This window comes from Halomonas halmophila, from assembly GCF_006540005.1.
Lineage (GTDB): Bacteria > Pseudomonadota > Gammaproteobacteria > Pseudomonadales > Halomonadaceae > Halomonas > Halomonas halmophila.
Window position 1 is genome coordinate 46698 of record NZ_BJOC01000021.1, and the last position, 13019, is coordinate 59716.

Here is a 13019-nt window from a genome sequence, read left to right on the forward strand (position 1 = left end):
CCACAGGCCATGACGCGCCGGCATCTCAGCCATGTCCCGCTTCGCGGGTCATCAGGTTGAGATCGACACCCAGCACACCGGCACTGGCGGTCAGGCGCTGCTCGGGTTCGACCTCGAAGAGGATATCGGAACGCCCTTCCACGGTGAGCCAGGCATTGTCCTTGAGCTCGGACTCAAGCTGGCCGGATTCCCAGCCGGCGCAGCCGAGACACACCAGGAAGCGCTTCGGCCCGCCACCATTGGCCAGGGCCTGCAGGATATCCATGGAGGTGGTCAGGGCGATGTCATCGGTGACCTGCAGGCTCGAATCCCAGGCGTCGCTGCTGCCCTCGTGGAGGATGAAGCCGCGATCCTTGTGGGTCGGGCCACCATAGTAGACCGGCTCGTTGCGGTACGGGCTTTCGTTGCCCTCGAGTTCGAGCTGATCGAAGAGCGAATCCAGAGTCAGCTCCAGGGGCTTGTTGACGATGACGCCCATGGTGCCCTTTTCGTCGAAATCGCACAGATAGGTCAGCGAGCCGGCGAAATTGGAATCTTCCAGGTGCGGCATCGCCATCAGGAAGTGATTTTTCAGACTTTGCATGAGACTCCCCGGCGGTCCTGTTGAGCGCCGTCAGTTTACCTTCGCCGAATCATGCGGGCGACGGGGCGCGGTAGCGTCGAGCCTGCCGTCCCTCGCCGACCCTTCGGCATTACCCGAGGATTGTATCACCTCTACCCGGCCATACGCCGAGCGATGGCATCCATCAGTGACCCGGCGATGTCGGTGCCGCGCTGGTCGTCGATCTCGCGCACACAGGTCGGGCTGGTCACATTGATCTCGGTCACGTAATCGCCGATGACATCGAGCCCCACGAACATCAGCCCCTTGTCGCGGATCATCGGCTTGACCTGTTCGACCAGCCAGTAATCGCGGTCGGTGAGCTCGCGGCTGACGCCCCGCCCTCCGGCAGCCAGGTTGCCCCGGGTCTCGCCGGCCGAGGGTACCCGCGCCAGCCCGTAGGGCACCGGCTCGCCCTCGATCAGCAGGATGCGCGTATCGCCGTCCTTGATCTCCGGGAGGTAGCGCTGCGCCATGGCCTGACGCTGGCCGCGCTCGGTGAGCAGCTCGATCACCGAGCCGAGATTGCGGCCCTCGGGGCCGATGTGGAAAATGCCGCTGCCGCCCATGCCGTCCAGCGGCTTGAGGATGATGTCGCCATGCTCGGCATGGAAACGACGGATCTCGGCATCACGGCAGGCGACCAGCGTCGGCGCGCAGCATTGCGGGAACTGCTGGGCGAATAGCTTTTCGTTGCACGAAAGCAGCGCCCGGGTGGGATTGACCACCAGCACGCCCTCGCGCTCGGCGAACCCCAGCAGGTGCACGGCGTCCAGGAAACGGCCGTCCACCGGCGGGTCCTTGCGCATCAGCACCACGTCGAGCTCGGCGAGGGGCGCCACCCGCGACTCGCCCAGCGCATACCAGTGCTCGGGGTCACGGAAGACCTCCAGTTCCTGCCAGCGGGCATGGGCGCGGCCGTCCTGCAGGAAGAGGTCTTCCTGTTCCATGTAATACAGCGACCAGCCGCGATCCTGGGCGGCCCAGAGCATCGCCAGGCTGGTGTCTTTCTTGTAGCTGAGATCGGCGATGGGATCCATCACCACGCCAACCTTGAGGGGAGCTTGGCTCATCGCATCGGTTTCCGGCATCGAGGGAAGAAGACGACCAGTATGCCGCATGGGCGACAGGGGCACCAAGGCCAAGCATCGAGGCGCTATCGCCAAGCGCTGATCCGTCGGCAGGCCTTCAAGGAGGCGCTGTGAACCCATCCCTGGGCGCTACATTTGCCCTGCGGCGCTAAAGCATCCTGCGCCGCTTGCAGGGCCTGGGTTGGCCATCCGTGGCCAACCCGCTCGGCGGGAAGCACATCCACTGGATGTGCTTCTCCTTCCGCCTCGCCCATGGCAAATGACCTCCTTTCCGGCCTGCCCCCGGCGCGCTTTACCCTGAGTCGCCGGGGGGCCCCTGCTCCCCGCTCGGTACCAGGCGGATACCGGTCGGCTCCAGGCGGATGACACCCTGCTTGTAGAGGCGACCGATGGCCTGCTTGAAGGCATTCTTGCTGACGCCCAGGCGCGCCTTGATCTCCGCCGCCGAGCTCTTGTCGCCCAGCGGCAGATAGCCGCCACTCTCGCGCAGGGCCTTGAGCACCGACTCGCCTACCACATCGAGGCGCGCCGAGCCGCTCGGCAGCAACGACAGGTCCAGGCGGCCGTCGTCGCGTACCCGCTTCACATAGCCGGTGACGCCTTGCCCCCGGCGCAGGGGCCGATTGACCTCATCGCCATACAGCAGGCCCCAGAAACGCCGCTCGACCACGGCCTTGTAGCCCAGATCCGTCGTCTCGGCGATGACCAGCGCCACCTCATCCCCAGCACTCAGGCCTTCCGCCACATCCGCGACATGCCGATCCAGGCGCTGGCTGGCCACCGGACGCCCCTGCTGATCTTCATAGATCTTGACCAGCACACGCCGCCCGACACTGGGACGAAAGCGCTGCTCGCCATAGGGCAGCAACAGATCACGGGAATGCCCCCAATCCAGGAAGGCCCCTGTCTCATTGACCGTGACCACCGGCAGGTAGGCCACATCGCCGAGGTTCGCCCGGGGTTCCCGGGAACGGCGCATGGGCTCACGGCGAGTGTGGCCGGCGCGCGAGGCTGGACAATGGCGAGAGTCAGACATGACGGGCATACCGATCGAGGAGTGTCAGCGCATTGTCTCGCGAAGGCGCCGCCAGCAAAAGCCGCCGGCGACGGCAATCCATAGCGTCGTGGCGCCTCGACCGCCCACAAGATGAATTTCATTCACTTTGGACGGGAGAAACCTTCATTGGTGTTCATGGTTAGAGGGCTGCCAGAATACTCTCACATTGCCGATACCAACCACCGGGGAGACATTCCACCATGGCACACGACCTGATCACTCAGCGGCTCGACCAGGGCCCCCTCATCTGTGCCGAAGGCTTTCTGTTCGAGCTCGAGCGGCGCGGTTATCTCTCGGCCGGCGAGTTCGTGCCCGAAGTGGCGCTGCTGCGTCCGGACGCGCTGGAAGCCCTGCACCGCGATTTCCAGCATGCCGGCTCCGACATTGTTCAGGCCTTCACCTACAACGGCCACCGCGAAAAAATGCGCGTGATCGGCAAGGAAGAACTGCTCGAGCCGCTGAACCGGGCGGCCCTGCAGATTGCCCGCAAGGTGGCCGATGAACAGCCCGGCAACCTGATGGCCGGCAACATTTCCAACAGCAACGTCTGGGATCCGGACGACCCCGAGTCGCAACACAGCGTGCGCGCCATGTTCGATGAGATGGTGCAATGGGCCGTCGAGGAAGGCGCCGACTTCATCATCGGCGAAACCTTCTACTATGCCGGCGAAGCCCAGGCCGCCCTGGAAGCGATCAAGGCCAAGGGGCTGCCGGCCGTGATCACCCTGGCGCCGATGGCCGAAAACCGCATGATCGATGGCCCGGGCATTGTCGAAACCTGTGTGGCACTCGAGCGCAACGGCGCCAGCGTGGTCGGCCTGAACTGCTTCAGGGGGCCGGATACCATGCAGCCCTGGATCGAGCAGATTCGCGCAGCCGTGGACTGCCATGTGGCGGCACTGCCGGTGACCTACCGCACCACCGAGCAGGAGCCCACCTTCTTCAACCTCTCCGACCACCAGGGGTGCAGCTGCCCGTCGCCCCACGGGCGTCCCTTCCCGACCGCGCTGGACCCCTTGTTCTGCAATCGCTACGAACTGGGCAGCTTCGCCCGCGACGTGCATGCCCAGGGGGTCAACTACCTCGGCGTCTGCTGCGGCGCCTCGCCGATGCATGTGCGAGAGGTGGCCATGGCCGTGGGTCGTGAACCGCAGGGCGCGCAATTTGCCGAACGCATGCAGAACCACTTCATGTACGGCAACCATGATCGCCTGCCGGAGCACATCGCCGCACTGGGCGACAAGGCCTGAAAGGCAGCGCAGGGCGTGGTGCCAGCAGCGGTAGGGGAAAGGTGGCAGGAAGCATGCCGCAGGGGTTCACCGCCCGGCTATAGGTCCCCGAAGCGGTCCTGCAACAGGGTCAGCGCGACCACGGGAGCGGTCTCGGTGCGCAGGATGCGCGGCCCGAGAGTCAGGGCCTCGAAGCCGACCTGGCTGGCCGAGGCCATCTCGTTGTCCGAGAGGCCGCCTTCCGGGCCGATCAGCATGGCGGCGCGATCGGGCGTATCGCGGCGCTCGAGCACACCGGGCGTGCCCGGATGCAGGGCCAGCCGCAACGGCTCGTCGCGTTCGGCCAACCACTCGGCCAGGCTGCGTGGCGGGTGAACCGCGGGCAGGGTGGCGCGGCCACATTGCTCGCAGGCACTGGCGGCCACGGCCTGCCAGTGGGCCAGTTTCTTGGCCTCGCGCTCGCCCTTGAGGCGCACGTCGCCTCGCTCGGTGTACAACGGCGTGATGGCCGTGACGCCAAGCTCCACCGCCTTCTGGATGGCGTAGTCCATGCGATCCCCCTTGGAGATCGCCTGGCCCAGGTGCACCGCCAACGGCGACTCGCCACGCCCGGCGCCGACATGCTCGATACGCGCCACCACACGCTTGCGGTCGGCCTCGGTGAGCACGGCCTCGGCCTCGTGGCCCCGGCCATCGAACAGCACCACGGACGCGCCGACACCGAGCCGCAGGACACGACTCAGATGGCGCGCCTGGCCTTCCGGCAGCACGATGTCGCCACCGGGCGAGAGCTCGGCGGCGACATGAATGCGGGGGGCTTTGATCGCCATGTATGGGAGGGCTCTGCGGTTGTTCGGTCAAGACGATGAGCTTTTCCGCGGGCAAGGCTCTGCGAGGGCGCTGTGAACCCTTCCTTGGGCGCTACCGACGCCATGCCTGGCGTAGGACCCTCGCCCGCCTTGCCCCGGCGCTCATCTCTCGTGTCAGTCGCTTACTGGGTGGCCTGTTCGCCCTGCTGTTGCTCGGCCTCGCGCTGCTTGCGCTGGGCGTAGATCGCCTCGAAGTTGACCGGCGCCAGCATCAGCGGCGGGAAGCCGCCACGATTGACCAGGCTGTCGATGCACTCACGGGCATAGGGGAAGAGCACATTGGGGCAGAAGGCACCCAGGGTATGATCCAGCTGAGCCCCCTCGAGGCCGCCAATACGGAACATGCCCGCCTGCTCGACTTCCGCCAGGAAGGAGGTAGTGCCTTCCTCGCTGTGAGTCACCTGAGCCGTGACCTTGACCACCACTTCGTAGAGGTCCTCGTCGATCTTCTGGTGGCTGGTGTCCAGATCCAGGCCGACCTTGGGCTTGAACGGCTGCTGAAACACCGCCGGGGAGTTCGGTGCCTCGAAGGACAGGTCCTTGACATAGATGCGCTGCAGCGCGAACTGCACCTGCGGCTTGTCCTGCTGATCGGCGGCCTGGCCGTTGACGCCACTGCCCTGATTGTTGTCTTCCGCCATGGAAATACGTCCTTTGCGTTAATGAATCGAGAAAAAGAGAGACCGGTGCGTCACTTCTTGACCAGCGGCAGGCCATCGGACTGCCACTGCGTCATGCCACCCTTGAGCTTGAGCGCACGCTCGAAGCCGGCCTTGGCCAGCTTGCCCTGGACGGCGCCGGAGCTCTGGCCATGCTTGCAGACGACGATGACCGGCTTGCTCTTGTGCTTGTCGAGCTCGCCCATGCGATCATCGATGCTGCTCTGGGGAATATTGCGCGCACCGGCGATGTGGCCCGCCTTGAAATCCTTCGACTCGCGGATGTCGACCACCACGGCATCCTCGCGATTGACCAGCTGGGTGGCTTCGCTGGTCGTCACACCATGGGCACCACTGTTGCGGACCTCGTAAAGGATCCAGGCGAGCAGCACCAGCAGGAAGGCGCCCACCAGCAACGGATGGTTCTGCACAAATTCAAACAGCTGATCGATCATGGCTTGGGGTAACTCTTCGTCGGGTGCACGGTGAACGAGCCGGCCGCTTGCCGGCGGCGCCCAGTATACATGATGCAAGGGGGCTGCGAGGACGCCCCAAATGACGTCCGGCCAACCCGTGCGCTATGATGCCGTATGCAGTGGCAAGTCGCGACCCCGGTAACGCGCGCAAGGCTCGCCGACGCAACGCCACTTCCAGCTTCTGGACATTGCCCAGGGTGATGCGCCCATCGCTTCTTCACAACGAGGCCCTTCGATGACCGATACTTCGACCCCGACGCCCCGCCCGGTAGCGCTGATTATCCTCGATGGCTACGGCCACAACCCGGATGCCGAGCACAATGCCGTGCAGGCGGCCCGCACCCCCAACATGGACCGTCTGTGGGCCGAGCGCCCGCATGCCCTGCTGAATACCGACGGCCGCCATGTCGGCCTGCCGGACGGCCAGATGGGCAACTCGGAAGTCGGCCACATGAACCTCGGCGCCGGACGTATCGTCTACCAGGACTTCACGCGCATCACCAAGGCCATCGAAGACAACGAACTGGCCACCAACGCGGTGCTTACCGATGCCATCGATGCCGCCGTGGGCGCCGATCGAGCCGTCCACCTGCTGGGACTGCTGTCGCCGGGTGGCGTGCACAGCCATGAAGACCACATCCTGGCCATGGCCGAGCTGGCCGCCCAGCGTGGCGCCAGACGCATCTACCTGCATGCCTTCCTGGATGGCCGCGACACCGCGCCCAAGAGCGCCCATGCCTCCATCGAACGCGCCAACGCCCGGCTGGCCGAGCTGGTCGGCGCCGGCAATGGCTTTGTGGCCTCTCTGATCGGCCGCTACTTCGCGCTGGACCGCGACAACCGCTGGGATCGCGTCGAACAGGCCTATCGCCTGATCACCGAGGGCCATGCCGCGCATCAAACCGAGAGTGCCGAGGCCGGCCTGCAGGCGGCCTACGAGCGCGGCGAGACCGACGAATTCGTCAGCGCCACCGCCATCGCCCCGGCCGGTTCGCCCATGGCACTGCAGGACGGCGATGCCGCCCTGTTCATGAACTTCCGCGCCGACCGGGCCCGCGAGCTGACCCGCGCCTTCGTGCTGGACGACTTCGATGGCTTCGAGCGACGAGCCCGCCCGGCGCTGGCCAACGGCAGCCTGGTCACCATGACCCAGTATGCCGCCGACATTCCGGCACCGGCGGCCTTCCCGCCCACCGACCTGCCCAACACCCTGGGCGAAGTCATGGAACAGCGCGAGCTCACCCAGCTGCGCATCGCCGAGACCGAGAAGTATGCGCATGTCACCTTCTTCTTTTCCGGCGGTCGCGAGGCCGAATTCAAGGGCGAGACGCGCATCCTGGTGCCCTCGCCCCAGGACGTGAAGACCTACGACGAGAAGCCGGAGATGAGCGCCGTCGAGGTCACCGACCATCTGGTCGAGGCCATCGAGTCCGGCACCTTCGACCTGATGGTCTGCAACTATGCCAATGGCGACATGGTCGGCCATACCGGCGAGTTCGACGCCGCCGTAGCGGCCATCGAAGCCGTGGATGCCTGCGTCGGGCGCGTGGTCGAGGCCATCGAGAAGGCCGGTGGCGCCTGTCTGATCACCGCCGACCACGGCAATGCCGAGCAGATGGTCCACCCGCAGACCGGCGCGCCCCAGACCGCCCATACCACCTTCCAGGTGCCGCTGGTCTACGTCGGCCAGCGCGCACTGCAACTGCACGACGACGGCAGCCTGTGCGACCTCGCACCGACGCTGCTGGCGATGATGGACCAGCCGGTGCCCGACGAGATGACCGGCCGGATTCTGCTTGCCCCCCGGTGAGCCGGACCGTCTCGCCACGCTCCCCCGACCCTGGCCGGCGCCCCCGAGTGCCGGCCAGGTGGCGCGTCCTGGTGCTGGCCGTGACGCTGCTCGGGCTGTCATCCGCGCTGGCGGCCACCGACGAGCAGGAGGCGCAGCAGCGCCTCGATGCCATCGGCGAACGCATTCAGGACGTCACCCGCGAGCTCGACGCCACTCAGCAGGCCCGCAACGAGGCCAGCGAGAAACTGCGTCGGATCGAGACCCGGCTGGCCGAGACACACCGTCGCCTGGACGACATCCAGGCCCGGCGGCGTGCCCTGCGTGACGAGGTCGTGGCACTCGAGGAGCGACGCGAGCAGCTGGAAACCGAGCGCAAGCAGCAGCTGGCCGCTCTCGCACAGCAGATGGACGCCCTCTATCGACTGGGCCTGACGCCTCAACTCAAGCTGTTGCTCAACCAGGACGACCCTGGCCGGCTCGATCGCCTGCAGACCTATCTCAATCACCTGGCCGAGGCCCGCAATCAACGTCTCGAGGAGCTCGACAAGCTGGACACGGCCCTCGACGAGAACCAGCAGAAGCTCGACGAGCGCAGTCGCAAGCTCGACAAGCTGGCCGCCAGGCTGGAGGAGCGCTCGGCCGAACTGGCCAGCCAGATGGACGAGCGAGAAGCTCTGGTCGCCGACCTCAATGAGCGCTACGACTCCAAGCAGGCACGCCTGGCCGCGCTTGATGAGGAGCAGACTCGGGCCGCACAGGCATTGCAGCAGGTTCAGGAACGCCTCGCCCGGCTGGAGCAGCCGCCACCTTCCACATCCATCGGCAAGACCCGTGGCGATCTGCCCTGGCCGGTGCAGGGACAGCTCACTTCCGGGTTTCACCAGAAGCGCGGCGTGCACCGCAACGGCATGATGATCCGCACGGCGGCCGGCACCGACGTAGAAGCCGTGCATGCCGGCCGGGTCGTGTTCGCCGACTGGATGCGCGGCTTCGGCAACCTCTTGATCATCGACCACGGCGATGGCGTGATGACGCTCCACGCCCACCTGCGCCGGTTCAAGGCCGAGGTGGGCGCGGCGGTCGAGGCCGGCCAGGCCATCGGCGAGGTCGGCGTCTCCGGTGGCCAGGCGTCGCCGGGACTGTATTTCGAGGTCCGTCGTGCCGGCGAGCCCATCGATCCGCAGAGCTGGATCGCCAGCCGCTGAGCCGGATCGAAACGCCGGGAAAGCGCGGCGAGTGTTTTCCTGGCCACCATGGCCACGCTATGCTGGTCCCATCCTAACGAACTGCGAGAGACCGCATGTCCTTACGCCCCGCTGGCCAATCCCCTGTATGGCGCCGCCTGGTCACGATCTGGCTCCCCGTCTGCCTGCTGTTGGCCCCGCTGACCACCGTGGCGGCGCCGGAGGCGCAGCCAGAGGACAACGACCTCCCGGTGGCCGAGATCCAGGCCTTTGCCGAAGTCTTCGAGCGCATCAAGCGCGCCTATGTCGAGGATGTCGACGACGCGACCCTGTTGCGCAATGCCATGCGGGGCATGCTGAGCGAGCTCGACCCGCACTCCACCTACCTGGACGAGGAAGCCTACGACAACCTGCGCGAGTCGACCCAGGGCGAGTTCGGCGGCGTGGGCATCGAGGTCGGCAAGCGCGACGGCCAGCTCACCGTGATCACGCCCATCGATGACACGCCCGCTTCCGCGGCCGGCCTGCAGGCCCAGGACAGCATCCTGCGCATCGATGACACGCCCACCGAGAGCCTGTCGCTGCAGGAAGCCGTCGAGCTGATGCGTGGCGAGCCGGGTACGCAGATTCGCCTGACCATCCTGCGGGCCGGCGAGGACGCGCCGCGCACTATCACCCTGGAGCGCGAGATCATTCGCACCCAGAGCGTCAAGCACGACATCCTGTCACCGGGTTACGGCTACCTGCGCATCAGCCAGTTCCAGACCCGCACCGGCGACCAGGTGCTCAATGCCCTGAACGAACTGACCGACGAGCAACCGCTGCAGGGGCTGGTGCTCGACCTTCGCAACAACCCCGGCGGCGTGCTGCAGGCCGCGGTCGATGTCGCCGACGCCTTCCTCGAGGACGGCCGCATCGTCTACACCGAGGGCCGGCTGCCCGACAGCGAGCTCAGCTTCTCGGCCAGCAGCAAGACCGCGGCCCCGGACGTGCCGCTGGTCATCCTGATCAATGGCGGCAGCGCCTCGGCCGCGGAAATCGTCGCCGGCGCCCTCCAGGACCAACGGCGTGGCGTGGTGATGGGCACTCAGAGTTTCGGCAAGGGATCCGTGCAGCAGATCATGCCGCTGGGCGACGACGAAGCCCTCAAGCTGACCACGGCGCGCTATTACACGCCCAATGGCCGTTCCATCCAGGCCCAGGGCATCGAACCGGATGTCAGGGTGGTGCGGGGTCGCCTGGAGGTCGCCCAGGACAATGGTCTGCAGGTTCGTGAAGCCGACCTGGAGGGTCATTTGACCGGCAACGGCGAGGACGACGACGCCAGCCAGCTGAATACTCGCCTGCGCGATGACTATCAGCTCGGCGAGGCGCTGAACCTGCTCAAGGCACTCAACGTTCTCGAGAAGCGCAAGCGCTGAGGCCGTTCACCGGCAGCTGGCGGGCAGGCGGCCGCGGCGCCCGGCTGCCTGCTGCATCAGCAGACGCTTGAGCGGCCCAAGGCGATCGACGCTCGATAACCCCAGGTTGCGCGCCAGCGTCAGTGCCGGCTGCCGGGTACCGAACAGTACCCGAAAGGCATCCATCAGGCGCAGCATCACGGCATTGTCACCCCGCCGCCGGCGTGCATAGCGCGCCAACCAGGCTTCATCGCTCAGCGCCAGCCCCCGACGGCGGGCCGTCAGCAGCTCTTCGGCCAGCACGGCCACGTCCATCAAGCCTAGATTGGCCCCCTGGCCCGCCAGCGGGTGAATGCTGTGGGCCGCATCACCGACCAGCGCCAGCCCGGGCTGGGTATATCGCTCGGCATGGCGCTGGGTCAGGGGAAAGCTCACGGCCCGATCGGTCGGCGTGACCGCGCCCAGATGGCCACCGATGCCGGCTTCCAGCTCCGCGCCCAGTGCCTGCGGGGACAGCGCCACCAGATGCTCGGCGTGCGCCGGCGAGGTCGACCAGACAATCGAGCAGTGCCGGGCATCTCCCTGCAGCGTCAACGGCAGAAAGGCCAGGGGCCCATCGGCCAGGAAGGCTTGCCGCGCCACTCCACCATGGGGCCGCTCGCAGCGCACCGAGGTGACCACCGCCACCTGACCGGTTTCACCGCACTGCGTCGCAATTCCGGCCAGCTCGCGCAGCGGCGAACGCGCCCCGTCGGCGGCCACCACCAGCGGGGCCACGAGGCTGCCGCCCTCCTCCAGCGTCAGCGCCGATGCCCCCGAGCGCCGTTCCAGGCCGGCCACCCTCGCCGCAAAGTGACACTGCACACTGGGCAACTCCGAGAGCCGAGCCTCCAGCGCCGCGACCACCACGTCATTCTCGACGATATGACCGAGCACCGGCAGGCCCGCCTGGTCGGCCGAGAAGCTCACCTCACCGGATCCTTCGCCATCCCAGACCTGCATGTGGTGATAGGGCGTGACCCGGCGCTTTTGCATCCGCTCCCAGACACCCAGGCCTTCCAGCAGGCGTTGCGAGACAGGGGTCAGGGCACTGACACGCCGATCGGCCGCGCCACGCCCGGCCGTGTCGGCCTCTACGGGGCCGCTGCGGGCATCCACCAGGCTGACGCTCACGCCCGCCTGTCCCAGCAGGCACGCCAGGGCAGTGCCGACCATGCCCGCACCGACGATGATGACATCACTCTCTGCCGCCTCGGGCGTCATCTGCTTTCCTCACTCAAAAGATATGTCCCGGTATGCGCGCTCAACGCTCCAGGCCCATGGCCCGCCGACCCAGGGTGCGCCGCAACGGGCCGACCAGGTTGAGCCCGATCAGCCCCGCCGCTCGCGCGTGAGACAACACGGGGTGGTCGCGGCCAAAGAGTCGCACCAGCCCATCGCTGAAGCGAATCACGTTATCCCGATCGCCTCGGCGACGCGCCTCGAAATCATTCAGCGTGGCCATCGCGCCCGGGGCATCCCCTCGCACGCGGCCGGCCTCGATGGCCGCCACCAGGTCCATCACTCCACGCAAGGCCAGATTGAAGCCCTGACCGGCCACCGGATGCAACGCATGCGCCGCATTGCCCATCACCGCCAGCCCGGGACGAATGCTCTCGCTGGCCGTGACCAGAGACAGCGGATAGGCATGCCGCTTGCCGAGGCGCCGGAAACGCCCCGCCCGATCCCCGAAGCTGCGCTGGAGACGCGCCAGAAAGTCGGCATCGCTCAGCGCCAGGGCTTCCTCTTCGGCCCCTGCGGTGAAGGTCCAGACCAGCTCCATGCGTTGTCCATCCATAGGCAACAGGGCGATCGGCCCCGCGCTGCTGAAGCGCTCATAGGCCGTACCACGATGATCACGATCGACCTCCACGCTGGCAATCACCGCGACCTGTTCATAGGGCGACTCCCGGCTCTCGATCCCCAGCCGTTCCTTGAGGCCGGAGCGACCACCGTCGGCCAGCACGGTCAGGCCGGCCTCGAGGCACTCGCCAGTGGAGAGCGTCAATCGATGGCCGGCATCGGTGGCATCAATCGCCTCCACCCTGGCCGGACAGTGCCAGTCCAGCGGCAGTTCGGCGAGCTGACGATGCAGTACCCGGCCCATCCAGGCATTGGGCATGACATAGCCCAGGGCGTCGTCACCGAACTCTTCGGCACGCAGTCGCGTCGCTCCCAGACGGCCCTGCTCACTGACGTGAATGCGGCGGATCGGCGCGCCGCGTTCGGCCATGGCGTTCCACACGCCCAGGCCGGCGAAATGATTGGCCGTGCCCCGGGAAATGGCACTGGCCCGCGCATCGAAGCTGGGCTGCCAGGGAGTTTCCAGGTCTGCGGGCAAGGAGGCCGCTTCGACCACCGCCACCCTGAGCCCCTGCCCCTGTATCGCAGGCGTCAGCGCCACGCCCAGGCTGGCGCCGACCAGCCCGCCGCCGATGATCGCGACATCCACCTGTTGCGGCGCCGTGCGGGAGGCAGAATGACTCATGCGACACCCCGTAATTTCATAATATACATTACATAAAGCATGATTCACGTATCTCGCCAGCGGTTAATTATTGACCATTCACCCTGCCGATATAGCCCGGTGGGAACTCATGTATCGGCGCCTTTGCCTCGACG

At 66.6% G+C, this 13019-nt stretch carries 12 protein-coding genes; 4 read left to right on the plus strand and 8 right to left on the minus strand.

From position 1 onward, the window contains the following. Positions 1-25 precede the first annotated feature (25 nt). The 3 genes from HHA01_RS08070 to HHA01_RS08080 form a co-directional block, all read right to left on the minus strand. A complete protein-coding gene (locus HHA01_RS08070) occupies positions 26-583 on the minus strand; it encodes a YqgE/AlgH family protein (RefSeq protein WP_141319539.1) in 558 nt (185 codons plus the stop codon). A 131-nt stretch (positions 584-714) separates the two neighbouring features. After that, complete coding sequence (gshB, locus tag HHA01_RS08075) at positions 715-1674, minus strand: glutathione synthase (RefSeq protein ID WP_141319541.1); 960 nt, start codon at positions 1672-1674, stop codon at positions 715-717. A gap of 310 nt (positions 1675-1984) precedes the next feature. Beyond that, a complete protein-coding gene (locus HHA01_RS08080) occupies positions 1985-2728 on the minus strand; it encodes a CvfB family protein (RefSeq protein WP_174787726.1) in 744 nt (247 codons plus the stop codon). A gap of 221 nt (positions 2729-2949) precedes the next feature. Between HHA01_RS08080 and HHA01_RS08085 the strand changes: the two genes are divergently transcribed. Then, a complete protein-coding gene (locus HHA01_RS08085; protein WP_141319543.1) occupies positions 2950-3999 on the plus strand; it encodes a homocysteine S-methyltransferase family protein in 1050 nt (349 codons plus the stop codon). Between the two features lie 77 nt (positions 4000-4076). Here HHA01_RS08085 and HHA01_RS08090 read toward each other — a convergent pair whose 3' ends face one another. From HHA01_RS08090 to HHA01_RS08100, 3 genes are all read right to left on the minus strand, one after another. Continuing rightward, a complete protein-coding gene (locus tag HHA01_RS08090; protein ID WP_141319545.1) occupies positions 4077-4808 on the minus strand; it encodes a 16S rRNA (uracil(1498)-N(3))-methyltransferase in 732 nt (243 codons plus the stop codon). A 161-nt stretch (positions 4809-4969) separates the two neighbouring features. After that, entirely contained in the window at positions 4970-5488 is a 519-nt protein-coding gene (gene secB / locus HHA01_RS08095) for a protein-export chaperone SecB (RefSeq protein WP_141319547.1), read from the minus strand. A 50-nt stretch (positions 5489-5538) separates the two neighbouring features. Beyond that, a complete protein-coding gene (locus HHA01_RS08100) occupies positions 5539-5961 on the minus strand; it encodes a rhodanese-like domain-containing protein (RefSeq protein ID WP_141319549.1) in 423 nt (140 codons plus the stop codon). Between the two features lie 256 nt (positions 5962-6217). Between HHA01_RS08100 and gpmI the strand changes: the two genes are divergently transcribed. From gpmI to HHA01_RS08115, 3 genes are all read left to right on the plus strand, one after another. Next, positions 6218-7792 (plus strand): 2,3-bisphosphoglycerate-independent phosphoglycerate mutase, encoded by a 1575-nt coding sequence (gene gpmI, locus HHA01_RS08105; protein WP_141319551.1) that lies wholly within the window; start codon positions 6218-6220, stop codon positions 7790-7792. Between the two features lie 47 nt (positions 7793-7839). Then, positions 7840-8979 (plus strand): murein hydrolase activator EnvC family protein, encoded by a 1140-nt coding sequence (locus tag HHA01_RS08110; protein ID WP_246053852.1) that lies wholly within the window; start codon positions 7840-7842, stop codon positions 8977-8979. Positions 8980-9074: 95 nt separating this feature from the next. Then, positions 9075-10379, plus strand: a complete 1305-nt coding sequence (locus tag HHA01_RS08115) for a S41 family peptidase (protein WP_141319555.1) — start codon at positions 9075-9077, stop codon at positions 10377-10379. Between the two features lie 6 nt (positions 10380-10385). On the opposite strand, the gene HHA01_RS08120 is transcribed toward HHA01_RS08115, so the two are convergent. Next, positions 10386-11621, minus strand: coding sequence for a UbiH/UbiF/VisC/COQ6 family ubiquinone biosynthesis hydroxylase (locus HHA01_RS08120; RefSeq protein ID WP_141319557.1), 1236 nt, complete (start codon positions 11619-11621; stop codon positions 10386-10388). 40 nt (positions 11622-11661) lie between these two features. Beyond that, positions 11662-12885, minus strand: coding sequence for a 2-octaprenyl-6-methoxyphenyl hydroxylase (gene ubiH / locus HHA01_RS08125; protein ID WP_141319559.1), 1224 nt, complete (start codon positions 12883-12885; stop codon positions 11662-11664). Positions 12886-13019: the final 134 nt, after the last annotated feature.

What these genes read in the sequence shown, in the direction of transcription:
- HHA01_RS08070 (WP_141319539.1), bottom strand. Translation starts at nt 583, where the DNA reads ATGCAAAGTCTGAAAAATCACTTCCTGATGGCGATGCCGCACCTGGAA.
- gshB (WP_141319541.1), bottom strand. Translation starts at nt 1,674, where the DNA reads ATGAGCCAAGCTCCCCTCAAGGTTGGCGTGGTGATGGATCCCATCGCC.
- HHA01_RS08080 (WP_174787726.1), bottom strand. Translation starts at nt 2,728, where the DNA reads ATGTCTGACTCTCGCCATTGTCCAGCCTCGCGCGCCGGCCACACTCGC.
- HHA01_RS08085 (WP_141319543.1), top strand. Translation starts at nt 2,950, where the DNA reads ATGGCACACGACCTGATCACTCAGCGGCTCGACCAGGGCCCCCTCATC.
- HHA01_RS08090 (WP_141319545.1), bottom strand. Translation starts at nt 4,808, where the DNA reads ATGGCGATCAAAGCCCCCCGCATTCATGTCGCCGCCGAGCTCTCGCCC.
- secB (WP_141319547.1), bottom strand. Translation starts at nt 5,488, where the DNA reads ATGGCGGAAGACAACAATCAGGGCAGTGGCGTCAACGGCCAGGCCGCC.
- HHA01_RS08100 (WP_141319549.1), bottom strand. Translation starts at nt 5,961, where the DNA reads ATGATCGATCAGCTGTTTGAATTTGTGCAGAACCATCCGTTGCTGGTG.
- gpmI (WP_141319551.1), top strand. Translation starts at nt 6,218, where the DNA reads ATGACCGATACTTCGACCCCGACGCCCCGCCCGGTAGCGCTGATTATC.
- HHA01_RS08115 (WP_141319555.1), top strand. Translation starts at nt 9,075, where the DNA reads ATGTCCTTACGCCCCGCTGGCCAATCCCCTGTATGGCGCCGCCTGGTC.
- HHA01_RS08120 (WP_141319557.1), bottom strand. Translation starts at nt 11,621, where the DNA reads ATGACGCCCGAGGCGGCAGAGAGTGATGTCATCATCGTCGGTGCGGGC.
- ubiH (WP_141319559.1), bottom strand. Translation starts at nt 12,885, where the DNA reads ATGAGTCATTCTGCCTCCCGCACGGCGCCGCAACAGGTGGATGTCGCG.